The 22713-nt window shown below is 66.9% G+C and carries 20 protein-coding genes; 9 read left to right on the top strand and 11 right to left on the bottom strand.

Annotated elements, in window-relative coordinates; all coding sequences use genetic code 11:
- The first annotated feature begins 170 nt into the window (after positions 1–170).
- The 4 genes from IP86_RS16095 to IP86_RS16080 all read left to right on the top strand — a co-directional run bounded on the left by IP86_RS16095 (position 171) and on the right by IP86_RS16080 (position 4815).
- Positions 171–824 carry an ABC transporter ATP-binding protein gene (locus IP86_RS16095; RefSeq protein WP_054163554.1) on the top strand — a complete coding sequence of 218 codons (654 nt, stop codon included), beginning with the start codon at positions 171–173 and terminating at the stop codon, positions 822–824.
- Positions 821–3283, top strand: coding sequence for an FtsX-like permease family protein (locus tag IP86_RS16090; RefSeq protein ID WP_054163544.1), 2463 nt, complete (start codon positions 821–823; stop codon positions 3281–3283). The genes IP86_RS16095 and IP86_RS16090 overlap by 4 nt, the downstream gene beginning before the upstream one ends.
- Positions 3273–4358 (top strand): lipocalin-like domain-containing protein, encoded by a 1086-nt coding sequence (locus tag IP86_RS16085; RefSeq protein ID WP_054163543.1) that lies wholly within the window; start codon positions 3273–3275, stop codon positions 4356–4358. The genes IP86_RS16090 and IP86_RS16085 overlap by 11 nt, the downstream gene beginning before the upstream one ends.
- A gap of 64 nt (positions 4359–4422) precedes the next feature.
- Positions 4423–4815 carry an MAPEG family protein gene (locus IP86_RS16080; protein ID WP_054163542.1) on the top strand — a complete coding sequence of 131 codons (393 nt, stop codon included), beginning with the start codon at positions 4423–4425 and terminating at the stop codon, positions 4813–4815.
- Positions 4816–5067: 252 nt separating this feature from the next.
- Here the strand turns inward: IP86_RS16080 and IP86_RS16075 are convergent, their stop codons facing one another.
- The 9 genes from IP86_RS16075 to IP86_RS16035 form a co-directional block, all read right to left on the bottom strand.
- Entirely contained in the window at positions 5068–6261 is a 1194-nt protein-coding gene (locus IP86_RS16075; protein WP_054163541.1) for an ABC transporter substrate-binding protein, read from the bottom strand.
- Positions 6262–6363: 102 nt separating this feature from the next.
- Positions 6364–8040, bottom strand: a complete 1677-nt coding sequence (locus IP86_RS16070; protein ID WP_054163540.1) for an outer membrane beta-barrel protein — start codon at positions 8038–8040, stop codon at positions 6364–6366.
- 86 nt (positions 8041–8126) lie between these two features.
- Positions 8127–10013, bottom strand: a complete 1887-nt coding sequence (htpG, locus tag IP86_RS16065) for a molecular chaperone HtpG (protein ID WP_054163539.1) — start codon at positions 10011–10013, stop codon at positions 8127–8129.
- Positions 10014–10291: 278 nt separating this feature from the next.
- On the bottom strand, positions 10292–11653 hold the full coding sequence (locus tag IP86_RS16060) for a sensor histidine kinase (RefSeq protein ID WP_054163538.1): 1362 nt from the start codon (positions 11651–11653) through the stop codon (positions 10292–10294).
- Positions 11650–12315 (bottom strand): response regulator transcription factor, encoded by a 666-nt coding sequence (locus IP86_RS16055; protein WP_054163537.1) that lies wholly within the window; start codon positions 12313–12315, stop codon positions 11650–11652. Before IP86_RS16055 ends, IP86_RS16060 begins: the two co-directional genes overlap by 4 nt.
- A complete protein-coding gene (locus IP86_RS16050) occupies positions 12315–12650 on the bottom strand; it encodes a PepSY domain-containing protein (RefSeq protein ID WP_197279845.1) in 336 nt (111 codons plus the stop codon). The genes IP86_RS16055 and IP86_RS16050 overlap by 1 nt, the downstream gene beginning before the upstream one ends.
- Positions 12651–12745: 95 nt before the next feature.
- Positions 12746–13051 carry a hypothetical protein gene (locus IP86_RS16045; protein ID WP_054163552.1) on the bottom strand — a complete coding sequence of 102 codons (306 nt, stop codon included), beginning with the start codon at positions 13049–13051 and terminating at the stop codon, positions 12746–12748.
- 322 nt (positions 13052–13373) lie between these two features.
- A complete protein-coding gene (gene mtnA, locus IP86_RS16040; protein ID WP_054163536.1) occupies positions 13374–14489 on the bottom strand; it encodes an S-methyl-5-thioribose-1-phosphate isomerase in 1116 nt (371 codons plus the stop codon).
- Between the two features lie 382 nt (positions 14490–14871).
- Complete coding sequence (locus tag IP86_RS16035; RefSeq protein WP_054163535.1) at positions 14872–15747, bottom strand: S-methyl-5'-thioadenosine phosphorylase; 876 nt, start codon at positions 15745–15747, stop codon at positions 14872–14874.
- Positions 15748–15960: 213 nt separating this feature from the next.
- Here IP86_RS16035 and IP86_RS16030 point away from each other — a divergent pair, with 213 nt between their 5' ends.
- The 4 genes from IP86_RS16030 to IP86_RS28105 all read left to right on the top strand — a co-directional run bounded on the left by IP86_RS16030 (position 15961) and on the right by IP86_RS28105 (position 21276).
- Complete coding sequence (locus IP86_RS16030) at positions 15961–17103, top strand: iron-containing alcohol dehydrogenase (protein ID WP_054163534.1); 1143 nt, start codon at positions 15961–15963, stop codon at positions 17101–17103.
- 167 nt (positions 17104–17270) lie between these two features.
- The gene (locus IP86_RS16025; protein WP_054163533.1) at positions 17271–18821 is read left to right on the top strand and encodes an AMP-binding protein; all 1551 of its coding nucleotides are present in this window, start codon (positions 17271–17273) and stop codon (positions 18819–18821) included.
- 302 nt (positions 18822–19123) lie between these two features.
- Positions 19124–20980, top strand: a complete 1857-nt coding sequence (recQ, locus tag IP86_RS16020) for a DNA helicase RecQ (RefSeq protein ID WP_054163532.1) — start codon at positions 19124–19126, stop codon at positions 20978–20980.
- Between the two features lie 68 nt (positions 20981–21048).
- Positions 21049–21276 (top strand): FmdB family zinc ribbon protein, encoded by a 228-nt coding sequence (locus tag IP86_RS28105; RefSeq protein ID WP_082364047.1) that lies wholly within the window; start codon positions 21049–21051, stop codon positions 21274–21276.
- A gap of 22 nt (positions 21277–21298) precedes the next feature.
- Here IP86_RS28105 and IP86_RS16015 read toward each other — a convergent pair whose 3' ends face one another.
- Positions 21299–21598, bottom strand: coding sequence for a DUF3551 domain-containing protein (locus IP86_RS16015; RefSeq protein ID WP_054163531.1), 300 nt, complete (start codon positions 21596–21598; stop codon positions 21299–21301).
- A 156-nt stretch (positions 21599–21754) separates the two neighbouring features.
- Entirely contained in the window at positions 21755–22129 is a 375-nt protein-coding gene (locus tag IP86_RS16010; RefSeq protein ID WP_054163530.1) for an EthD domain-containing protein, read from the bottom strand.
- Here IP86_RS16010 and IP86_RS16005 point away from each other — a divergent pair.
- On the top strand, positions 22128–22589 hold the full coding sequence (locus IP86_RS16005) for a MerR family transcriptional regulator (protein ID WP_349509536.1): 462 nt from the start codon (positions 22128–22130) through the stop codon (positions 22587–22589). The two genes, IP86_RS16010 and IP86_RS16005, sit on opposite strands and share 2 nt — an antisense overlap.
- The last annotated feature ends 124 nt before the right edge of the window (positions 22590–22713 follow it).

Here is a 22713-nt window from a genome sequence, read left to right as displayed (position 1 = left end):
CAAATCGTCGCAGCAAGCCGCGCTGCAGCGCAAACAATCCGGCAGCCCGTCATTGAGTCGCGAACGGCCGCGCACCATATCGGACGGACACGTGAAGACCGGGACATCCGAGGATTGACCAGATCGACGATGATCGGCCGGACCAGGCCCGCATGGCGGATCGCGCCGCGATGCTGAGCGTCTCCGGCCTGACCAAATCCTATCGCTCCGGGCAGGACAGCGTCGCCGTGCTGCGCGGCGTCGATCTTGTACTCGCGCCCGGCGAGAGCGTGGCACTGACCGGCGAATCCGGCAGCGGCAAGAGCACGCTGCTGCATCTGATCGCCGGGCTCGATCAACCCGATCGCGGCACGATCCGCTTCGGCGAGCAGGACATCGCGCAACTTGCCGACGCCGAGCGCGCCGCGTTTCGCCGTGACCGGCTCGGGCTGGTGTTTCAGCAATTCAACCTGATCCCGAGCCTTACCGTCGCCGACAATCTCGCCTTCCAGTCCCGCCTCGCCGGCCGCCACGATGCGGCATGGCATGCCGAACTGATCGAGCGCCTCGGCCTCGGTGCGCTGCTGAAGCGCTATCCGGAGCAACTCTCCGGCGGCCAGCAGCAGCGCGTCGCGATCGGCCGTGCGCTGGCGGTGAAGCCGGTGCTGCTGCTGGCGGACGAGCCGACCGGCAATCTCGACGAAGACACCGCTGACAGCGTTCTGGCGCTGGCGACCGACCTGGTCCGCCGCACCGGCTGCGGCTTCCTGATGGTGACGCACAGCGAACGGCTCGCCGGCATGCTGGACCGCCGCGTCCATCTGCATGCGGGGCTGATCCGGTGAGGCGCGCGCTGTGGATCCTCGCGGTGCTGCTGAGCCACTGGCGGCGGCACAAGCTGCAATTCGCTACGCTGCTGATCGGTCTGATCTCGGCGACCGCGCTGTGGAGCGGCGTGCAGGCGCTGAACGCGCAGGCGCGTAGCAGCTACGACCGCGCCGCCGCGACGCTCGGCGGAGCGCGCACCGCGACGCTGGTGGCGGCGAATGGTGATCACTTCCCGCAGCAGCTGTTCGTCGATCTGCGCCGCGCCGGCTGGCCGGTGTCGCCTGTTGTCGAAGGCCAGGTCCGGCTCGGCGGCCGCACGCTGCGGCTCACCGGCATTGAGCCGCTGTCGCTGCCGGTCGAGGCCAGCGCCGCGCCGGCGATCGGCACCGCCAATCTGCAGGGCTTCATCCTGCCGCCGGGCCAGACGCTGATCTCGCCGGACACGATGCGCGAATTGCAGCTCAGCGCAGGCGCAACGCCGACGCTCAGCAATGGCGGCAAGCTGCCGCCGCTGCGGCCGCAGCCCGAGATCGCGCCGGGCGTACTCGTGACCGATATCGGCTTCGCGCAGCCGCTGCTCGGCCTGCAGGATCAGGTCTCGCGGCTGCTGATCGGCAGCAAGACCACAGCGCGCACGTCGCTGCACGACGTCGTCGGCGATCAGCTCAAGCGAGTCGAGCCGGACACCGAGACCGATCTCGAGCGTCTCACCGACAGCTTTCATCTCAATCTCACGGCGTTCGGGCTGCTGTCGTTTCTGGTCGGGCTGTTCATCGTGAATTCGGCGATCGGGCTCGCCTTCGAGCAGCGACGGCCGACGCTGCGGACGCTGCGCGCCTGCGGCGCCTCGGCGCGGCTGCTGAATAGCGTGATGGTAATCGAACTGACGCTGATCGCCTTGGTCGCGGGGCTGGTCGGCCTGGTCTGCGGCTATTTCATCGCCGCGACGCTGCTGCCCGACGTCGCTGCCAGTTTGCGAGGTCTGTACGGCGCGCAGATTCCCGGCGAATTGTCGCTGAAGCCGCAATGGTGGCTGGCCGGCATCGCCATCAGCATCCTCGGCGCGCTCGCGGCGGCCGCCGCCAGCTTGATCAAGGCGGCGCGGATGCCGGTGTTGGCCGCCGCGCAAGCCTTCGCCTGGCAGCAGGCGCAGCAGCGCTGGCTGCTGATCCAGGGCAGCGTTGCCGTGCTGGTGTTCGTCGCGGCCGGCGGTTTCCTGATTTTTGGCGACTCACTCGTGTCGGGCTTCGCGGTGCTGGCGGCGATCCTGCTCGGCGCGGCGCTCGGCCTGCCGGCGGTGCTCGGCCTGGTGCTGGCGCTGGGGGAGCGTTCATCGCAGCGGCCGCTGGCAAAGTGGTTCTGGGCCGACAACCGGCTGCAACTCTCCGGCCTGTCGCTCGCCCTGATGGCGCTGCTGCTGGCGCTGGGCGTCAATGTCGGCGTCGGCACCATGGTGGAAAGCTTCAGCCGCACCTTCGTGCGCTGGCTCGACGGCCGGCTTGCTGCCGAGGTCTATCTCAACGCGGCGAACGATCAGCAGGCCGGCGAGATCAAGGCCTGGCTGCAGCAGCGGCCTGAAGTCACCGCGCTGCTGCCCGGCGCGCGCGCCGAGGTGAAGCTCGGCGATTGGCCAGTGGAGATCATCGGCTTTGCCGACGATCCGACCTATCGGGACAACTGGCCGCTGCTGGAGCGCACCTCCGACGTCTGGGACGCGGTCGCGCGCGGCGACGGCGCGATGATCAGCGAGCAGTTGTCGCGGCGGATGAAGCTTTCGCTCGGCGACCGCATCGAAGTGCCCACCGGCAGCGGCGCCTGGCCGCTCCGCGTCGCCGCGATTTATGCCGATTACGGCAATCCGCGCGGCCAGATCGGCGTCGATTATCGGGCGCTGATCACGCACTTCCCCGATGTGGCGCAGACGAGGTTCGGCCTGCGCGTCGATCCCGCCCGCGTGCCGGCGCTGGTCGACGATCTGCGTACCACGTTCAAGCTCGACAATCGCAGCCTCGCCGATCAGGCGACGCTGAAGACCGAGTCCAAGCGCATCTTCAACCGCACCTTCGCGGTGACCACCGCGCTCAACGCCTTCACGCTCGGCATCGCCGGCGTGGCGCTGCTCACCAGCCTGCTGACGCTCGGCAATTCGCGGCTGCCACAGGTCGCGCCGCTGTGGGCGATCGGCATCAGCCGGCGCAAGCTGGCGTTTGTCGAATTGATGAAGACGCTGTCGATGGCGGCGCTGACCGCGGCGCTGGCGCTGCCGCTCGGGCTGCTGGTGGCGTGGTGTCTGATCGCCGTCGTCAACGTCAAGGCGTTCGGCTGGCGGCTGCCGTTTGAGGTGTTTCCGCTGGAGCTGATCAAGCTGCTCGGCGTCGCGCTGCTGGCGTCGCTGATCGCGGCGGCGCTGCCGATCCTGAAGCTGCTGCGGATGCAGCCGGCACGGCTGGTGAAGGTGTTCGCGGATGAGCGCTAGACTTCTCTCTCGTCGTTGCTTCGCGGGCGGCTTGCTGACGCTCGGTCTCGGCGGCCGGCGCGCGCTGGCGCAAGGTTTCGCCGGGCTCGGCAGCGAGGCCGGCGAATTCGCGCCAGTGGTGCCGGGACGCACGTTGATGTTCCCGCAGGATCACGGCGCACATCCGGACTTCCGGATCGAGTGGTGGTACCTGACCGCGAACCTGAAGGATGCTGGCGGCAAGGCTTACGGCGTGCAGTGGACGCTGTTTCGCCAGGCGATGACGCCCGGGCCGCAACGCGAGGGATGGGCCAATCAGCAGGTGTGGATGGCGCATGCGGCGCTGACCAGCGCGGAGACGCACCGCTTCGCCGAGAAATTCGCCCGCGGCGGCTCCGGGCAGGCCGGCGTCACCGCGTCGCCGTTCAGCGCGATCATCGATGACTGGGCGCTGCGCGGCGGCGACGCGATGGATGCAGCGACCTTGTCGCCGCTCGACGTGACCGCGACGGGTGCCGACTTCGCCTACAAGCTGCGGCTCACCGCCGACCGCCCGCTGGTGCTGCAGGGTGATGCCGGCTATTCGCGCAAATCCGAGCGCGGACAGGCCTCGTACTATTACAGCCAACCTTACTTCACGGCGCAGGGCACGCTGACGCTGGACGGCAAGCCGGTCGCGGTCGACGGCATCGCCTGGATGGACCGCGAATTCTCCAGCCAGCCGCTCGCCTCCGACCAGACCGGCTGGGACTGGTTCTCGCTGCATCTGTCATCCGGCGAGAAGGTGATGCTGTTCCGGCTGCGGCAGAGGGGTGGCGGGCATTACTTCGCCGGCAACTGGATCGGCCGCGACGGCCGTTCCGAACAGCTGGCGCCGGATGCCATCGCGCTGGAGCCGCTCGCCACCACCGAGACCGCCGGCCGCAAACTGCCGACGCGCTGGCGGGTCAGCGTGCCGGGCCACGGCCTCGCGATCGAGACCACGCCGCTCAATCCGTCGAGCTGGATGGGCACCAGCTTCCCGTATTGGGAGGGGCCGATCAGCTTCGCCGGCAGCCAGAGCGGCATCGGCTATCTTGAGATGACCGGCTATTGAGTTCAAGCTGGCGGACAACCGGCGGACAGCCGGAGCCAACAAAGCAGAGAACTGGGAGGCCGGGATGTTTTACTACACCACGATCGCGACCCTGCTGGCGGTGATGTTCTATTTCTACACGACCCTGCAGGTCGCCCGCGCCCGCGGCGTCTACGGCGTCAAGGCGCCGGCCACGACCGGCCATGCCGACTTCGAGCGCGTCTTCCGCGTGCAGGCCAACACGCTGGAATGGATGCCGATCTTCCTGCCGTCGTTGTGGCTGTTCGCGTATTATCTCAGCGACGCCTTCGCGGCCGCGCTCGGCGCGCTATGGATCATCGGACGGGTGATGTACCTGATTGGATATTCGCAAGCCGCCGCCAAACGTGGCGCTGGCTTCGCCGTGCAAATGGTCGCCGCCGCCGGGCTATGGGGCGGCGCCGTTTACGGCGTCGTGCATAGGATGCTGGGGCCCTGACCCGAGGGATGCTGGGGCGTGACCCGAGCACAGCGCGCTCCCTCTCCCGCTTGCGGGAGAGGGTTGGGGTGAGGGCGCCCCAGCCGCTGACTCAGCGACTCGCGGAGCGGAGGGCCCTCACCCGCCGCGCTTCGCGCGTCGACCTCCCCCGCAAGCGGGGGAGGTTGCGCAGTGCTCGGCGTGACGGGATCAAACAAAAGCCGGCGCCCTTGCTGAGCGCCGGCTTCGATCGATCTGAACTAAGCGAAGTGCTCACTTCGTCAGCGGGCAGCCGCTGTCCTTGGCGGTGGGGAAGGCCTGGTCGCCGGGGACGACGGCGAGCTGCTTGTAGTAGTCCCATGGCTTCTTGGACTCTTCCGGCTTCTTGACCTCGAACAGATACATGTCGTGGACGAAGCGGCCGTTGGCCTGGACGTTGCCCTTGGCGAAGGCGTCATCCACGGGCAGTTCCTTCAGCTTCTTGGCCACCGCGTCGGTGTCCTTGCTGCCGGCGGCCTTCACCGCCTTGAGGTAGGACAGCGTCGCCGAATAGGTGCCGGCCTGGATCATGCTCGGCATCCGGTTGGTGCGCTTGAAGTAGCGCTCGGCGAATTCGCGGGACTTGTCGTCGCGGTCCCAATAATACGCCTCGGTCAGCACCAGGCCCTGCGCGGCCTTGAGGCCGAGGCCGTGCACTTCGGCCAGCGTCATCAACAGGCCGGCCATTTTCTGACCGCCCTGAACGATGCCGAATTCCGCCGCCTGCTTGATGGCGTTGGCGGTGTCGAGGCCGGCATTGGCGAGGCCGACGACCTTGGCCTTGGAGGCCTGGGCCTGCAGCAGGAACGACGAGAAATCGGACGAATTCAGCGGATGCCGCACCGAGCCGAGCACCTTGCCGCCATTGGCCTGGACGATCTCGCTGGTGTCCTTCTCCAGCGAATAGCCGAACGCGTAGTCGGCGGTGAGGAAGAACCAGGTGTCGCCACCGGCCTTCACGAGCGCGCCGCCGGTGCCGACCGCGAGCGCACGGGTGTCGAACGCCCAATGGAAGCCGTAGGGCTGGCAGGCATCGCCGGTGATGCGCGAGGTCGCGGCGCCGACCACGATATCGATCTTCTTCTTTTCCTTGGCGAGGTCCTGCACCGCCAGCGCCACCGACGAGGTGGTCAGTTCGGTGATCATGTCGACGCCGTCGACGTCGAACCATTTGCGCGCGATCGTCACCGCGGTGTCGGGCTTGTTCTGATGGTCCGCCGAAACGATCTCGACCTTGCCGCCGAGCACTTCGCCGCCAAAATCCTCGACCGCCATCTTGGCGGCTTCGACCGAGCCCTTGCCGCCGTAATCGGCATAGACGCCGGACTGATCGTTGAGAATGCCGATCTTGACGCCTTCCGCCGCAGCCGGCGCGATGGCGATCAGGGCGGTGGTGGCGAGCGCGGCGGAGAACAGTTTGAAGTTCATACGAGTGTGCCTCCCAGCTTTTTGGTTGGGCGGCACCCTATTCAAGAAGCCGGCGGCGGACCAGCGGATTTTTTGCCGTGCGGAACTGATCCGCCCCGCCGACTACTTCAAACTGTCAAACTTGTAGGCCGCTTGCAGGAAGGTTCCATAGCGTTCGGTGCGGACCGGCAAGGTCTGGCACGGACAGTCCGAGCCGAACGCATTGGTATAGGCGTCCTTCGTCGCCCACATCGCCCAATACCGCGCGCCGGCGCCGACGCTGAAGGCATTGTTGAACTGATACGACAAGATCGCTTCGAGCTGCACGCCCTGCCCGGTGCCGCGCTCCGGCGAGACCGTGTTGCTCACATCCCGGCGCTGCAGATGATTATCTTCGCCGAAGAACTTCACATACGGCAGGTAGGCCGCATCGCCAGTCAGCGTCAGGCCATGGCCGAGCCCGATGGTGCCGTTGACGCCGAGGCGCAGCGAATGCCAGGTATTGTTCTCGGTGATGCCGAGGGTCGAGGTCGGGAAACTCGGAATGCAGCCGGCGTTAGGATTGGCGAACTGCACGCAGCCATAGGCCGATTTGTTGTCCCGGTAATAGTTGTAGCCGACGAAGCCGCCGAACCGTGAGTCGCGGCCTCGGATCAGATCGTAGCCGGCATCGAACGTCGCGTAGGCGATGCTGCCCTTTACCGGATCCGACAGCGTATTCGAGTACGGCACGGTCTGGCGCGCGATCAGCCAGTCCTCGTCGTTCATCGCGCCCTTGGTGAGCGTGCCGCCGCCGGCGAAACCCTTAATGAACAGGTCGGACGGCGCGTTGAGGCGGCCGAACAGTTCGCCCGAAGCAGCCGTGGTGTCGTAGGTCAGCCGCGACACCAGCACGTTCTGGCGCCCCTCGGTGACGCCGGCGCCGAGGTCCTTCTGGAAGCGGCCGAAGCTGTACCACACCCGCGCGCCGATCTCGGCGTCGGCGATCACCGGCTCGTCGCGCAGGCCGCCGCGCAGCGCGTAGTCGTCGAACCGCGCATAAGCATCGCCGCCGAACTTCATGTTGAGCCCAACCTTCACGGTGTGACTGGTCTGGCTGACCGAGGTGGTGCTGCCGGGCACCGGCACATAGAAGAACGGATAGAACAGTTGCGCGAAGCTGTTCGGCGTCGCCATCGTCTTGCTGCCGAAATCCGCATAGCCGTATTCGAGCTTGACCGACCAGGCCGGCGCCAGCGCCTGCTCGATACCGGCTCCCACCGTCCAGCCGAAACGGCCGTCGTTCGAACTGGTCTGCAGGCCGAGCGGATTGGTGGCGATGTCGATGCTTTGCGCCAGCCAGGCCACGCCGGCCTTGCCGTACAGCAGCGTGCGTCCGCCGCGGCCGGTGACGAAGCCGAGCCGGCCGGTGCCGGTCGCCATTGCGTTGTGCTTGACGCGGCAATTCGCCGACAGGAAGAAGCCGTCGGGCGCGAAGCAGGTCTGAGTGCCGTCGCCGTTCAGCGCGCTGACGTCGGCCTCGACGCCGAGCAGCCAGTTCGGCGAGACCTGATAGTTGTAGCCGAGCTGCACGCCGGCGAGCACCGACGGCGTCCGCACATGGTCACCGTACAGCGACGGGCCAAACGGGCTGGTGAAAGACGACTGGCCGTAGCTGCCGCCGAGATGCGCGCCCCAATACAGCCCGGTCCAGTTCCACTGCACCGGAGGCGCGGGCGGCAGCAGCCGCGTCAGATCCGCCGCAGCGGCTGGAGACAAGGCCGCCGTCAGGGCTGCGGCGGCGACAAGGAGGCGGCTCATGAACGACACTCTGCTCGGCACAACGATGCCGAGCAGAGTGCACGCCAGGGATTAAAAAAGCGGTAACCCTGTTTCTTAGTCAGCCGCTAACCATGTGCGACCAGGCCGCGCAGCACCAGCCGGTTGAGCCGGCCGGCGAAGGCAGCGGGATCTTCCGGCAGCTCGCCGTCGAGGATCTGCGCCTGCTCCAGCAGCAGGAACGACAGGTCGGTCGCCTCGGCCTTGTCGGCCTTGGCGTTCGCCAGCGCCGTCACCAGCGGGTGGCCGAGATTGACCTCCAGGATCGGCTTGGTGGCGGCGCCCTTGTTGGCGCGGGCCAGCATCTTCTCGAGCTCGCGATCCGGCCCGAAACCGCCTGCGACCAGACACGACGCGCTCGCCGTCAGCCGCTGCGACGCCTTGACGTCGCTGACGCGCTCGCCGAGCGCGTCCTTGATCACCGCGATCACCGTGGTTTCGTCGGCCTTGGGCTCTTCCGGCTTGTCGTCGGTCTTGTCGGCATCGAGCTTCGGGATCAGGTCGAAATTGATATCGCCCTGGCTCAGCGACTTCAGCGGCTTGCCGCCGAAATCGAGCGGCGCCGAGGTCCAGAACGCATCGACCGGATCGGTCAGCAGCAGCACCTCGATGCCGCGCGCGGTGGCCGATTCCAGCTTCGGATTCGACTTCAGCCGCTCGATGGAGTCGCCGACCAGATAATAGATCTCGGTCTGGTTCTCCTTCATCGCCTCGACATATTGCGCCAGCGTGCGGTTCTCGCCGGTGGTGGTGGTGAAGCGCGCCAGCGACAGCAGCTTCTCGCGGCGCTCGTAATCCTCGTAGATGCCTTCCTTCAGCACCGGGCCGAACGAGTCCCAGATCTTGGCGAACTGCTCGGGCTGCTTGTCGGCGAGGCTTTCCAGCTCGCCGATCACCTTGCCGGTTACGGCCTTGCGGATCTGCGCCAGCTGCGGATTGTTCTGCAGCATCTCGCGCGACAGGTTCAGCGGCAGGTCCTCGCTGTCGATCACGCCGCGCAGGAAACGCAGATAAGGCGGCAGCAGGTCGGCGTCCGCGGTGATGAAGACGCGGCGAACGTACAGCTTGACGCGGCCCTTGCGCTCCGGCTCGAACAGGTCGAACGGCTTGGTCGACGGCGCGAACAGCAGCACCACGTAGGACTGCCGACCCTCGGCCCGATAGTGCAGCGTCATCGCCGGGTCGTCGAAGGCGTTCGCGACCTGCTTGTAGGCCTGCTTGTAGTCGTCCTCGGTCAGCTCGGACTTGGAGCGCTGCCACAGCGCGCTGGCCGAATTGATCTGCCGCGGCTCGCCTTCTTCCGGCACCAGCTCGATCGGAAACTGGATGTTGTCGGAGTACTCCGAGACGATGCGTTCGATCTGATAGGCCTCGAGATATTTCGACGCGTCCGGCTTCAGATGCAGCACGATCTCGGTGCCGCGCTCGACGCGCGCGGCGTCCTCCTCGGAGGCCGGCGCGATCTCGAAGCCGGCGCCGCCCGACGAGGTCCAGGTCCAGACTTCGTTCGAACCGGCGCGGCGGCTGGTGACGGTGATCTTGTCGGCCACCATGAAGGCGGCGTAGAAGCCGACGCCGAACTGACCGATCAGCCCGGCGCCGTCCTTGGCTTCGGTCAGCTTCGACAGGAACGACTTGGTGCCGGACTTGGCGATGGTGCCGAGATTGTCGATCAGCTCCTGCCGGTCCATGCCGATGCCGTTGTCGCGCACCGTCAGGGTGTCGGGAGCCTTCCTCGGAATGATCCGGATCTTCGGCTCGCCGCCCTCGGCCATCAGCTCGGGCTTGGAGATCGATTCGTAACGCAGCTTGTCGAGCGCATCGGAGGCGTTGGAAATCAGCTCGCGCAGGAAAATATCGGTCTCGGAATAGACCGAATGCACCATGAGATTCAAAAGCTCGGCCACTTCGGCCTGGAACGGCTTCGTCTCGGCGGCGGTATCAGTCGTCGTCATGCGGGAATACTCGATCCTGAACAAGGGTGAACGGGAAAACCCGGATATAGCGCGCGACGCGGTGATGGCAAGGCGGGGGCGGCGACACCCAGAACGAGTGAGGTGGCGGAGATCGCCCCACAGCAACCCGTCATCACCCGCGAATGCGGGTGACCCAGTATCCCAGAGCGCCCGCGGCAAGCGCACTGCCGACCAGACAGCGCTCTGGAATACTGGGTCGCCCGGACAAGCCGGGCGATGACCGTGGAGCAGGAGGCAAGCCCCGCGAACCAAACCAACTACGCCGCCGTCACCGTGCAGCAGCTCGCCTTCAGCCCGCCCAGCTCGGAGCGGGACAGGTGCAGCGTCCAGCCATAGGCGTCGAGGACGTCCTGGACGATGGCGAGGCCGAGGCCGGCACCTTCGCCGCGCTGGTCGAGACGGATGCCGCGTCCGAGCACAGCCACACAGGCCTCGGTCTCCAGGCCTTCGCCATCGTCCTCGATGGCAAAGCAGAACCCGTTGGCGTCGCAACTGGTGCCGATCCGGACCCGGCTGCGGGCGTGGCGGGTGGCGTTGTCGAGCAGATTGCCGAGCACCTCCGCCAGATCGGTACGATCGAGCCTCACCGCCGTGTAATCGGGGATTTCCAATTGGTACTCGATCCGGGCGCCGGCCGGGGTGCGCGACTGGATCGTCACCAGCGAGCGCAGCAGCGGCGCCAGCGCGACCGGAGCCACAGCGCCGCGGCGGACCTCGCCGCGCAGCCGGGCCCGAGCCAGTTCGCGGTCGACATGCCGGCTCATCGCGGTGCCGACCGCCTCGATGTCACGCGCCAGCCTGTCCTCCCCGCGTCCGCGCAGCCGCGCCGCATCGGCGGCGAGTGCGGCGAGCGGCGTCTTCAGGCCATGGGCGAGATCGGCCGCGCGGTCCCGCGACCGGGCAATCTCGCGCGCCTGCGCCTCGAGCAGCGCGTTGACCTCCTCGACCAGCGGCCGGACCTCGTCCGGCACCGCCTGCGGCAGGCGATCGCTGCGCCCGGCGCGGATGTCGGCGACGCCCTGGCGCAGCGCCCGCAGCGGGCGCAGGCCGAGCATCACCTGCACCGAGGTGGCGATTGCCAGCACCACGCCGAGAATGCCGAGCGCGACGACGAGATCGCGCGCGAATGCCTTGCCGGCGGCGTCGACCCGCGCGAGATCGACCGCCACCATGGCGCGGACCGGCACCGGCTTGCCGGCGATGGTCAGGATTACCCGGCGTTCAACGATCGACAGCCGCGCCCCCGCCGGCCCGGCGATGTCGTGGTGATGCACCTCGCCCGGCCCCGGCTGATCGATCGGCACCGTCAACCGGTCGTCCCACAGCGAGCGCGAGCGTAGCAGCTGGTCGTGGTCGTCACCGACCTGCCAGTACAGCCCGGACAGCGGCTCGGAGAACCGCGGATCGGTTGGCGGCCGGGCCAGCAGCAGATGGCCGTCGGCATCGACCTCCAGCCCCGCCAGCAATTGTTTGAGCGAGACTTCGAGATCGTCCGCAATGGTGCGGGTGACGTGGCGCTCGAACAGGATGGTGAGTCCCATGCCGGCGACGCTGAGCGCGATCAGGATCGCCGCGGCGCCGCCGGCGATCAGCCGCAGCCGCAGCGAATGCCGCGTCACGTGCCGTCTCCCGGCACGATGTAGCCGAAGCCGCGCCGCGTCTCGATCAAATCGGCGCCGAGCTTCTTGCGGACGCGGCCGACCAGCACCTCGATGGCGTTGGAATCGTGGGCGTCGTCCTGGCCGTAGATGTTCTCGCTGAGTTCGAACTGTGACACCACGCGGCCGCGATGCAGCATCAGATAGGACGCCAGCCGATATTCCAGCGGCGACAGCGCCACCGGCTCGCCGCGGATGCTGACCTGCATCTGCCGTTCGTCGAGCGTGACGGCGCCGACTGTGGTGACCGAGGAGGCGTGGCCGACCGAGCGGCGCACGATCGAGCGCAGTCGGGCCAGCAGTTCCTCCATCTGGAACGGCTTGGGCAGATAGTCGTCGGCGCCGGCGTCGATGCCGTCGACCCGCTCGGCCCAGCTACCCCGCGCAGTCAGGATCAGCACCGGGGTGCGCCGTCCATTGTCGCGCCAGCGCTTCAGGATGGTGAGGCCGTCGAGCCGGGGCAGCCCCAGATCGAGGATGATCGCGGTGTAGTCCTCGGTGTCGCCGCGAAACCACGCGTCCTCGCCGTCGGAGACGCAGTCGGCGATATAGCCGGCCTCGGCCAAGCCTCGCGCCAGATCGGCGGCGATCCGGCGGTCGTCCTCCACCACCAGCACCCGCATCACTTTTCCCTGGTCTTGCGGATCTCGCCGCTCTGCGGATCGACATGCACTTCGTACATCCGCCCGGCCTTGTCGACGACGATGAATTCGTACAGCCACTGACCGTGGTGACGCTCGATCTCGACGCCGGTGATCTCGCCCGGCAGCTTGTTGCGCACCATCGACAGCAGTTCGGCAAGCGGCCGGATTTCGCCACGCTGCACGGCGAGCCGTGCCTCGTCGTGATCGTGGCGCTCGTGGTCGTGGTCGTGGTCGTGAGCGGAGACCGGAGACACTGACACCGGCGCGGCCAGTAGCGCCAGGATCAGGCCGGCCGTCAGCGGGCGTTTGCGCAGGTTCGACACGAACGGTCTCCGGGATCAATCCGAGTGCCGCTGCTATGATGGATCGCGGCTGACCGTTCGCTGACGCGGATCAATCGCAGGCCTGGCTATCCCCGGCGCTGGAACAGCGGCCGCAGCACACCGGCGACCAGGCCGGCGGCGACCAGCAGGCCGACGATCGGGATCCACAGCAGGAACGCACCGAGCAGGATCACCAGCACCACGGCGATCACCGCCCCGATCCCCAGCGCCAGCATGAACATCTGCAGCGGACTGATCCGGCCGACGAAAATCTGCTCGGTGGTGGTCTGGTCGATGAACACCCGCGTGCCGCGCGGGTCGTGGGACTCGCCGGGCGGAATGATCTCCGGTTCGAAGCGCGGCCGCTCGGGCTGCCTGGGCTGGTCGGTCATCGTCAACATCCTTCGCCGGGAACGAGCCGGCGCATCGGGCCGAGCATAACCACAACGGCGCCGCAGGCGAGCAGTTTCCCGCGTGACCTTCAGCCGCGCGGGCCGGCGGACGGCAAGGATGGGTATCCAATTGCGGCTTTGGCGCGGCGGTCTGCTTGGCGGGTCTTGGCCCGATATGACGTCCGCTCCCCGTCATTGCGAGCCAACGGGTCGGCGCGGAGCGCCGCCCGATGACAGGCTCCGCGAAGCAATCCAGCCAGGTGCACGGCGCTGGATTGCTTCGTCGCTGCGCTCCTCGCAATGACGGCGGGGATAGCCCTCGCTAAGACGCGAGTTGCTCCCGCGCCACCCGCTCGGGGAAGGCTGCCGCCAGCGACGCGCGATCCGGTTTCAGCACGCCGCGCTCGGTAATCAGGCCGGTGACGAGCCGCGAGGGCGTGACGTCGAAGCCGTAATTGGCGACTTGCGAGCCCGGCGGCACGATCCGCACGGTTTCGATCCGGCCGTCGGCGGTGCGGCCGGTCATGTCGGTGACCTCGGCCGCCTCGCGCTGCTCGATCGGGATTTCCTTCACGCCGTCGTGGATGGTGAAGTCGATCGTCGGCGACGGCAGCGCCACGTAGAACGGCACTTTGTTGTCGGCCGCCGCCAGCGCCTTCAGATAGGTGCCGATCTTGTTGCAGACGTCGCCGTCAGCGGTGACCCGGTCGGTGCCGACGATGCAAAGATCGACCATGCCGTGCTGCATCAGATGGCCGCCGGTGTTGTCCGGGATCACCGTGTGGTCGACGCCGTGATGGCCGAGCTCCCAGGCGGTGAGCGAGGCGCCCTGATTGCGTGGCCGGGTCTCGTCCGCATAGACGTGGATCGGGATGCCCTTGTCGAACGCCTGATAGATCGGCGCCGTCGCGGTGCCCCAGTCGACGGTGGCGAGCCAGCCGGCATTGCAATGCGTCAGCACGTTGACGCGCTCGCCGGGCTTCTTGGTCGCGGCGATTGCCTCGATCAGCTTCAGGCCATTGGCGCCGATCGCCTGATTGATGGCGACGTCCTCGTCGGCGATCTCGGCGGCGCGCTGGTACGCAGCCGCGACGCGCTCGGCCGGCTTCATTGGACGCAGCGCGCGGCGCATCTCGTCGAGCGCCCATTTCAGATTGATGGCAGTCGGGCGGGTGGCGATCAGCTTGGCGTAGGCCTGATCGAGCGCCGCGTCGGAAGCGTCCTCGCGCATCGCCAGCGCGATGCCGTAGGCGGCCGTCGCGCCGATCAGCGGCGCGCCGCGCACCAGCATCGAGCGGATCGCATCCGCGGCGCGGTCGCAACTGGTGAGTTTGGCGATCACATATTCATGCGGCAACCGCCGCTGATCGATCGCCGCCACCGTCCAGCCATCCGGCTCGAGCCAGATGGAACGGGTGTGAATGCCGTCGACTTTCATGAGTCTTCGCCGGACAATCGTGAAATCACTGCCACAGCGCTAACCTCGACTGACGCGATTGACGTGCCAGTAAAGCAGCAAGGACGCAATCAGCACCATTCCAGGCACGGTTAAGAGATAGACCACGTTGTTCATTGGATCTTCCTCACAATGCCTCGTCCAAGAAAATGTAGGAAGAAAGCAAGGACGACGCAACCTGCACCAACAACCAAGAAGGAGTTCTTGGAAATGAAGGGGTTTTCCGACAAGAGTGAAAGCCCGGGAGCGAGTACACCAGCAGCGACGACTGCGACGCCAAGACTGCTCAGGAAGCTGGCCGAAAGCTTTCTTAACTCATTGTCCGCTGACTGACTGAGCTTAGTCATGGCGTACCACTGCCTCGTCAAACCTTCAAAATCCGCCCCGCCACCGCATCGAGCTTCTTCAGCAGTTCCGGATCGCGCGCTTCCGGCTGGGTGATCAGCGCCGTGTCGAGAGCGCGGTCTGAGCCGATCGGGCAGGGTTCGTGCTCTCGCGGGAAGTCCCTCGCCAGCCGCGCCACCAGGTTCTTGGCCTTTTCGGCGTTCGAACTCAGCACGCGGATGATGTCCTGCACCGTCACCGCGTCGTGGTCGGGGTGCCAGCAGTCGAAATCCGTCACCATCGCGACGCTCGCGTAGCAGATCTCGGCTTCGCGGGCGAGCTTGGCCTCCGGCATGTTGGTCATGCCGATCACCGAATAGCCGAGCTGCTTGTAGGTGACGCTTTCGGCGTAGCTGGAGAATTGCGGGCCTTCCATGCAGAGATAGGTGCCGCCGCGCGCCCAGGCGATGCCCTCCGCGTCGGCCGCCGCGGCCAGATGGATGCGCAGCCGCGGCGACACCGGATGCGCCATCGAGACGTGGGCGACGCAGCCTTTGCCGAAGAACGAGCTCTCGCGCTTGTAGGTGCGATCGACGAACTGATCGACCAGCACGAAGGTGCCGGGCGGCAACTCTTCCTTGAACGAGCCGCAGGCCGACAGCGAGATCAGGTCGGTGACGCCGGCGCGCTTCAGCACGTCGATATTGGCGCGGTAATTGATGTCGGACGGCGACAGCCGGTGGCCCTTGTCGTGGCGCGGCATGAACACGATCGGCAACCCGGCAATCGTGCCGCGCCGCACCGCCGAGGACGGCTCGCCCCACGGGCTTGCGATCTGCTCGTCGCGGACGTCTTCCAGGCCGGGCAGATCATAGATGCCGGATCCGCCGATAATGCCGAGTACCGCCTTGGTCATGCTCTGTCTCCCGCTGCACTGCACGCATGTCCCATGCGGCCCCGACGCCGACAACCCCTTTGGCGGCCGTCTTCGCCGAACGTCGCATCTTACCGGCTCTGCATGTCAGGCGCTGCCGGACGCGCGACGATTTTTCTTGTTCCCGATCCCCCTGTCGCTGCTAGGATCAGCGCCAAGGCCTCGCAAAAGCGGCCACCGTGGGAGTGACAGAACGTGCAGCAGGGACGCGTCGTTTTCGGCGCCATGGAGGAAGTCGTCTACGGACAGCCGGCCGCGCAGGCCGTCGCCGCGCAGCTCGACCGGATCGGCGCCGAGCGCGCGCTGTTGATGGTCTCCGGCACCCTCAACCGGACCACCGATGAAATCGCCAAAATCCGCGACGCGCTCGGCGGACGCTGCGCCGCGGTGTTCGACGCGATGCCGGCGCATTCGCCGCGCAGCGCCATCATCGCCGCCACCGAGATGGCGCGGGCCGCGGATGCCGACCTGATCGTCACCATCGGCGGCGGCTCGATCACCGACGGCGCCAAGGCGGTGCAGATCTGCCTTGCCAACGACATTCGCAGCGTTGAGGATATGGACCGCGTCGCCAACCGGCCATCGCCATTGGCGCCGACCGTGCGGCAGATCAGCGTGCCGACCACCATCTCCGGCGGCGAATTCAGCGCGATGGCCGGCGTCACCAACGAGGCGACGCGGGTCAAGGAGAAGTTCGCGCACCCGCTGGTGATGCCGCGCGCGGCTATTCTCGATCCCGCCATCACGGTGCACACGCCGGAATGGCTGTTTCTGTCGACCGGCATTCGCGCGGTCGATCACTGCGTCGAGGCGATCTGCTCGGGCGAAGCGCATCCCTATGGCGACGCGCAGGCGCTGCGCGGGCTGGCGATGCTGGCCGCCGGGCTGCCGCGGGTAAAGGCCGATCCGGCCGATCTCAACGCCCGGCTCGATTGCCAGATCGGCACCTGGCTGTCGATGGGCGCGCTGTCGTCGGGCGTGCCGATGGGCGCCAGCCACGGCATCGGCTACGTGCTCGGCGCCGCCTTCGACGTGCCGCACGGCCACACCTCCTGCGTCATGCTGCCGGCGGTCATGCGCTGGAACAAGACCGTCAACCGTGACCGCCAGGCGCTGGTCGCCGCCGCGATGGGCCATCCGGGCAAGGACGCCGGCGACGTGCTCGACGCGCTGATCCGCGTGCTCGGCATGCCGCGGTCGCTGCGCGAGGTCGGCGTCTGTCCCGAACACTTCGACAAGATCGCCGCGCAGGCGATGGGCACCCCCTGGGTGCCGCGCAACCCGCGCAAGATCGAGGAGCCGGCGCAGGTGAGGGAGATTCTGGAACTGGCGGCGTAAGCACCCGCACCCACACCGGCTCCGTCATTGCGAGGAGCGAAGCGACGAAGCAATCCAGCGCCGTGCACTGAGCCTCTGGATTGCTTCGCTTCGCTCGCAATGACCGAGGAAGAGACCTGAACCAACCAAAAACCAGAAGTCAGGCAGCATCAGCACGAGGGAGCACGATGTATACCGGCCAATTCGCCACAACCCACCCCGATCATCCCGCCTTCATCATGGCCTCGACCGGCGAGACCGTGAGCTACGCGGAGCTCGACGCGCGCAGCAACCGGCTGGCGCATTTGCTCTACAACCACGGCCTGCGGCGGCTCGATCATTATTCGATCTTCATGGAGAACAACAACCGCTACCTCGAGGCGTGCGGCGCCGGCGAGCGCAGCGGCCATTACTACACCTGCGTCAATTCCTACCTGACGCCGGCCGAGCTCGCCTACATCCTGACTAACAGCGAATCCCGCGCGCTGATCACCTCGAAGGCCAAGCTCGCCGTCGCCCGCGAGGCGCTGAAGGAGTGCCCGAAGGTGACGCTGTGCATCGTGGTCGACGGCGAGACCGAGAGCGACCGCATCGTCGGGCTCGCCGACGTCACGCGCGGGCTGCCGGATACGCCGATTGCCGAGGAACATCTCGGCACGGCGATGCTGTATTCGTCCGGCACGACTGGCCGGCCCAAGGGCATCGTGCGGCCGCTGCCGGAGCAGCCGCCGTCGCAGCCGCTACCGCTGTTCCACTTCCTCAACACGCTGTGGAAGTATCGCAACGGCATGATCTATCTGTCGCCGGCGCCGCTGTATCACTCGGCGCCGCAGGCCGCGGTCGGCCTCACTATCCGCGACGGCGGCACCGTGATCATCATGGAGCATTTCGATCCGGAGCAGTATCTGGCGCTGATCGAGAAATACAAAGTCACGCACAGCCAGCTGGTGCCGACGATGTTCTCGCGGATGCTGAAACTGCCGGAAGAGACGCGCAAGAAATACGACCTGTCGTCGCTCGAGGTCGCGATCCACGCCGCCGCGCCGTGTCCGCCGCAGGTCAAGGAACAGATGATCAAATGGTGGGGGCCGATCATCCACGAATATTACGGCGCCACCGAGGGCCTCGGCTTCACCGCCTGCAACAGCGAGGAATGGCTGGCGCATCGCGGCACGGTCGGCAAGGTGATGTTCGGCGACCTGCACATCCTCGACGACCGGATGCAGCCCTGCCCGAAGGGCACGCCGGGCCAGATCTGGTTCAAGACCGCGACGCCGTTCGAATATTTCAACGACCCGGCCAAGACCGCGGAGACCCGCTCCGAAGACGGCAGCATGAGCACGGTCGGCGACGTCGGCTATGTCGACGACGACGGCTATCTGCACCTCACCGACCGCGCCACCTTCATGATCATCTCGGGCGGCGTGAACATCTACCCGCAGGAATGCGAGAACCTGCTCATCACCCATCCCAAGGTCGCCGACGCGGCGGTGTTCGGCGTGCCGAACGAGGATCTGGGCGAGGAGGTCAAGGCGGTGATCCAGCCGATGCCCGGCGTCGACCCGGGTTCCGATCTGGCGCAGGAACTGATCGCATTCTGCAACCAGTCGCTGAGCCGCCAGAAGGTACCGCGCTCGATCGACTTCCTCGAAGAACTGCCACGGCTCCCCACCGGCAAACTCTACAAGCGCCTGTTGCGGGATCAATATTGGGGCAAGAGCGGCTCAAGGATCGTCTGAGGCGGCGCCGCGCAGCACGGCCTGCTCCCTCTCCCGCTTGCGGGAGAGGGCTGGGGTGAGGGCGACGCGAGCAATGCCTCTCCGTCGTCCATAAAGGCTCTTCCATCGGCTGCGCAGCCATCTGGGTAAGCGTGTCCTCTCCGCGAGTCGCTGACTCACTGCTTCGGGCGCCCTCACCCCAACCCTCTCCCGCAGGCGGGAGAGGGGGCGCGCTGCGGTTGGGGCACGCGCGCTGCCTCATGGGCAGAATCGGCGGGAATGGGGTATAGGGGCCTCATGGCTCCTTTGCTCTGTCCATTCGCATGACCCGCTCCGCGCCCTTGGAAACCGACGACGATCTCGACGTCCGGATGCTGTCGACGTTGCAGCATGTGTTCGGGCTGCCCGGGTTCCGCGGGCAGCAGGAGGCGATCGTGCGGCATGTCGCCGACGGCGGCGATGCGCTGGTGCTGATGCCGACCGGGGGCGGCAAGTCGCTGTGCTATCAATTGCCGGCGCTGCTGCGCGACGGTTGCGGCGTGGTGGTGTCGCCGCTGATCGCGCTGATGCGCGACCAGGTCGCGGGGCTGCTGGAGAGCGGCGTGCGCGCCGCGGCGCTGAATTCGACGCTGTCCTATGACGAGGCGAATGCGATCGAGCAGCAATTGCTCAAGGGCGAGCTCGACCTCCTCTACGTCGCGCCCGAGCGGCTGCTGACGCCGCGCTGCCTGGCGCTGCTGGCGCGGGCGAAGATTGCGCTGTTCGCGATCGACGAGGCGCATTGCGTATCGCAATGGGGCCACGACTTCCGGCCCGAATATGTCGGCCTGTCGGCGATCGCCGAGAAATTCCCCACCGTGCCGCGGATCGCGCTGACCGCGACCGCCGACGCGCTGACCCGCCGCGAGATCGCCGAGCGGCTGTCGCTCACCGACGCGCCCTGCTTCGTCTCCAGCTTCGACCGGCCGAACATCCGCTACAGCATCGTCGACAAGCAGAACGCCCCGGCGCAGCTCAAGGCGTTCATCGACGACCGCCATCGCGGCCATTCCGGCGTGGTGTATTGCCTGTCGCGCGCCAAGGTCGAGGACACCGCCGAGACGCTGCGCAAATCCGGGCTCAATGCGCTGCCCTATCACGCCGGCCTGCCGCCGGACGTGCGTGCGCGCAATCAGGACCGCTTCCTCAACGAGGACGGCGTGGTGATCGTCGCCACCATCGCGTTCGGCATGGGTATCGACAAGCCGGACGTGCGCTTCGTCGCGCATCTCGATCTGCCCAAGAGCATTGAGGCTTACTATCAGGAGACCGGACGCGCCGGGCGCGACGGCAAGCCGTCGGAGGCCTGGATGGCCTACGGCCTCAGCGACATCGTTCAGCAGCGCCGGATGATCGACGAGAGTTCGGGCTCCGATGCGTTCAAGCGGGTGTCGATGGGCAAGCTCGACGCGCTGGTCGGCCTGTGCGAATCCACCTCCTGCCGCCGCACCCGGCTGCTCGGCTATTTCGGCGAGACCGCGCAGCACGACAATTGCGGCAATTGCGATAACTGCCTGACGCCGCCGAAAGTGATCGACGGCACGGTGGCGGCGCAGAAGCTGCTGTCCTGCGCCTATCGCACCGGGCAGCGCTTCGGTGCGCAGCATCTGATCGACGTGCTGCTCGGCCGGCTCACCGACCGCGTCTCTCAGTTCGGCCACGACAAGCTGTCGGTGTTCGGCATCGGCAGCGAGTTCAACGAGAAGCAGTGGCGCGCCGTGATCCGGCAGCTGGTGTCGCTCGGCCATCTGGCGCCGGACAGCGAAGCGTTCGGCGCGCTGAAATTCACCGAGAGTTCGCGCGCGGTGCTGAAGGGCGATGCCCAGGTGATGCTGCGCGAACTGGCCGCCGGCCGTCCGCCGCGCGCCAAATCGCGCCGCGGCGATCTGGTCGGCGCCGCGCCGCGCGAGACGAGCGGCGATCCGGAGCTGTTCGCGTCGCTGAAGGCATGGCGCTCCGAGGTGGCGAAGAGCCGCGGCGTGCCGGCCTATGTGGTGCTGCACGACGCCACCATGGACGGCATCGCGGCGGCGCGGCCGCGCACGCTCGACGAGCTGCGCGGCATCCCGGGCATCGGCGACAAAAAGCTGGAGATCTACGGCTCCGCGCTGCTCGCCGTGATCGACGGCACTCGGCGGTAAATTGCTACTCGGGCGTTTGGTCCGAAATCTGCACCACCGCCGGCAAAGCGCTGCAGGAGGGTGCGGCTATGCCGCTTTACGGGTTTCGTTGTGGGAATTGCGACAAGGACAGCGAACTGCTGATCGGTTTTTCCGACAAACCGCGCTGTCCGCATTGTAGCAGCCGCAAGATGGAGCGGCTGGTGTCACGCCCGGCGCCGCCCGGCAGGAGCAAGGGCCTGGTCCAAGCCGCCCGCGCGCAGGCTGCACGCGAGGGGCATCTTTCAAACTACAGCCGCAAGGAGCGCGGCGGCTGAGCCGCCGGCGCTCCCATTTCAGTTAGTAATCCGCGCCGTCATAGGCCGGCGCATAGCCATAGGCGTCGTGGGGGCTGCCGTACGCGCCGTAGCCGCCGGCCCAGGCGCCGTAGCGCGGGTTGGCGATGCAGTTGCCGCCGGTGCCCTGCGCCGAGAACCGGCAGGCCTCGAAGCTGACGAAATTGCAGTTGCCCGGATAGCCCTGCAGCGCGCCCTGCTTGCAATAGGGATACTCGACCTGCGCGGCGGCGGGCTGCGCCGTCACCACTTGTGCCGCACCGAATGCGCCCAACGCCACCGCTGCCAAAGCCAAGGTCTTCATCTTGCCGTCTCCTATCATCGTTGATCAGCCGACCCCCGTCGACGGCGAGCCAACCGTGCGGCGCCGCGAACGTTCCGGGTTTCGGCTCACGATGCGTTGTCGCAGGGTACGACACCGGATGGCCGCTCGGGGCGGCTCAAGCCGAGTGCGTCAGCGCTACGGCACGATCTGCCGCTCGGCTCCGTACCAGGCAAGCGAACGCGACAGATCGACAAAACTGCGTTCGTCCTCGATCAACTGGCGGAGCGCTGCAGCGCCCTCTGCTGTTGTCCTCGCCGCGGCGTGATCTTCAAGGCTGTCCCACCAGAGCTCCGCAAGTCCGTCGAAATCGACAGCGATCATGCCACGGCTGGCGCGGAGCGACTCCTGAGCCGCCGGCTCGGCCAGCGGCGAAGTTTGCACATAGCGCCGGATCCGCAACACGGCCTGATGCGATCGGACCAACGGGCCATGACGGTCCCGCCAATGTTGATCGAACTGTTCGCGGGAGAGGCCCGGCAGGCGCCGGCTACACATGGTGAGTTTGAGCATGACAACCTCGTTTCTTGCCGCTTCATTGCAGGCGAGCCGGACGCTAAGCTGTGACAGTGCTGTCAGGGTCAAGGAGGTCGGCACGATGCAGATCGGAGAATTGTCCCGCCGCTGCGGCGTGAGCGCGCGAATGCTGCGCTACTACGAACGTCAAGGCCTGCTACGGCCAGACCGGACGCCAGCCGGATACCGGCAGTATCATCGTGCAGACGTCGTGGCGGTCAGGCGCATTGTCCGGCTCAATCGCGCCGGGCTGACGCTCACGATGATCAAGCGCCTGCTGCCCTGTGCGCATCCCACCGGGGCGGGCTTCAGCCCCTGCCCGGAATTCACCGACGGTGTGCGCCGGCAGCTCGCCGAAATCGACCAGCGCATCGCCGCGCTCACGGACAGTCGGAGACTGCTGCGGAGCTATCTGGCGGAGGCCGAGACCGTTCCTCGCGCTGCTACTCGACCTTGAGCCCGGCGAACTTCACCACCTTGCTCCACTTCGCGGTCTCGTCCGCGATCATGGCATCGAACGCGGCGGGCGGGCCGATCAGCGGCGCGCCGCCGAGTTCGACCAGCCGCGCTTTCACGGCGGG

Origin of the sequence: Rhodopseudomonas sp. AAP120, from assembly GCF_001295845.1 — a bacterium.
Taxonomy (GTDB): domain Bacteria; phylum Pseudomonadota; class Alphaproteobacteria; order Rhizobiales; family Xanthobacteraceae; genus Rhodopseudomonas.
This window is presented reverse-complemented; position numbering and strand designations above follow the sequence as displayed.

Coding starts and splice junctions, on each gene's coding strand:
- IP86_RS16005 (WP_349509536.1), top strand. CDS start 22,128: ATGACAACCTCGTTTCTTGCCGCTTCATTGCAGGCGAGCCGGACGCTA.
- IP86_RS16080 (WP_054163542.1), top strand. CDS start 4,423: ATGTTTTACTACACCACGATCGCGACCCTGCTGGCGGTGATGTTCTAT.
- IP86_RS16085 (WP_054163543.1), top strand. CDS start 3,273: ATGAGCGCTAGACTTCTCTCTCGTCGTTGCTTCGCGGGCGGCTTGCTG.
- IP86_RS16095 (WP_054163554.1), top strand. CDS start 171: ATGCTGAGCGTCTCCGGCCTGACCAAATCCTATCGCTCCGGGCAGGAC.
- IP86_RS16035 (WP_054163535.1), bottom strand. CDS start 15,747: ATGACCAAGGCGGTACTCGGCATTATCGGCGGATCCGGCATCTATGAT.
- IP86_RS16055 (WP_054163537.1), bottom strand. CDS start 12,315: ATGCGGGTGCTGGTGGTGGAGGACGACCGCCGGATCGCCGCCGATCTG.
- IP86_RS28105 (WP_082364047.1), top strand. CDS start 21,049: ATGCCGCTTTACGGGTTTCGTTGTGGGAATTGCGACAAGGACAGCGAA.
- mtnA (WP_054163536.1), bottom strand. CDS start 14,489: ATGAAAGTCGACGGCATTCACACCCGTTCCATCTGGCTCGAGCCGGAT.
- IP86_RS16015 (WP_054163531.1), bottom strand. CDS start 21,598: ATGAAGACCTTGGCTTTGGCAGCGGTGGCGTTGGGCGCATTCGGTGCG.
- IP86_RS16075 (WP_054163541.1), bottom strand. CDS start 6,261: ATGAACTTCAAACTGTTCTCCGCCGCGCTCGCCACCACCGCCCTGATC.
- IP86_RS16010 (WP_054163530.1), bottom strand. CDS start 22,129: ATGCTCAAACTCACCATGTGTAGCCGGCGCCTGCCGGGCCTCTCCCGC.
- IP86_RS16045 (WP_054163552.1), bottom strand. CDS start 13,051: ATGACCGACCAGCCCAGGCAGCCCGAGCGGCCGCGCTTCGAACCGGAG.
- recQ (WP_054163532.1), top strand. CDS start 19,124: ATGACCCGCTCCGCGCCCTTGGAAACCGACGACGATCTCGACGTCCGG.
- htpG (WP_054163539.1), bottom strand. CDS start 10,013: ATGACGACGACTGATACCGCCGCCGAGACGAAGCCGTTCCAGGCCGAA.
- IP86_RS16025 (WP_054163533.1), top strand. CDS start 17,271: ATGTATACCGGCCAATTCGCCACAACCCACCCCGATCATCCCGCCTTC.
- IP86_RS16070 (WP_054163540.1), bottom strand. CDS start 8,040: ATGAGCCGCCTCCTTGTCGCCGCCGCAGCCCTGACGGCGGCCTTGTCT.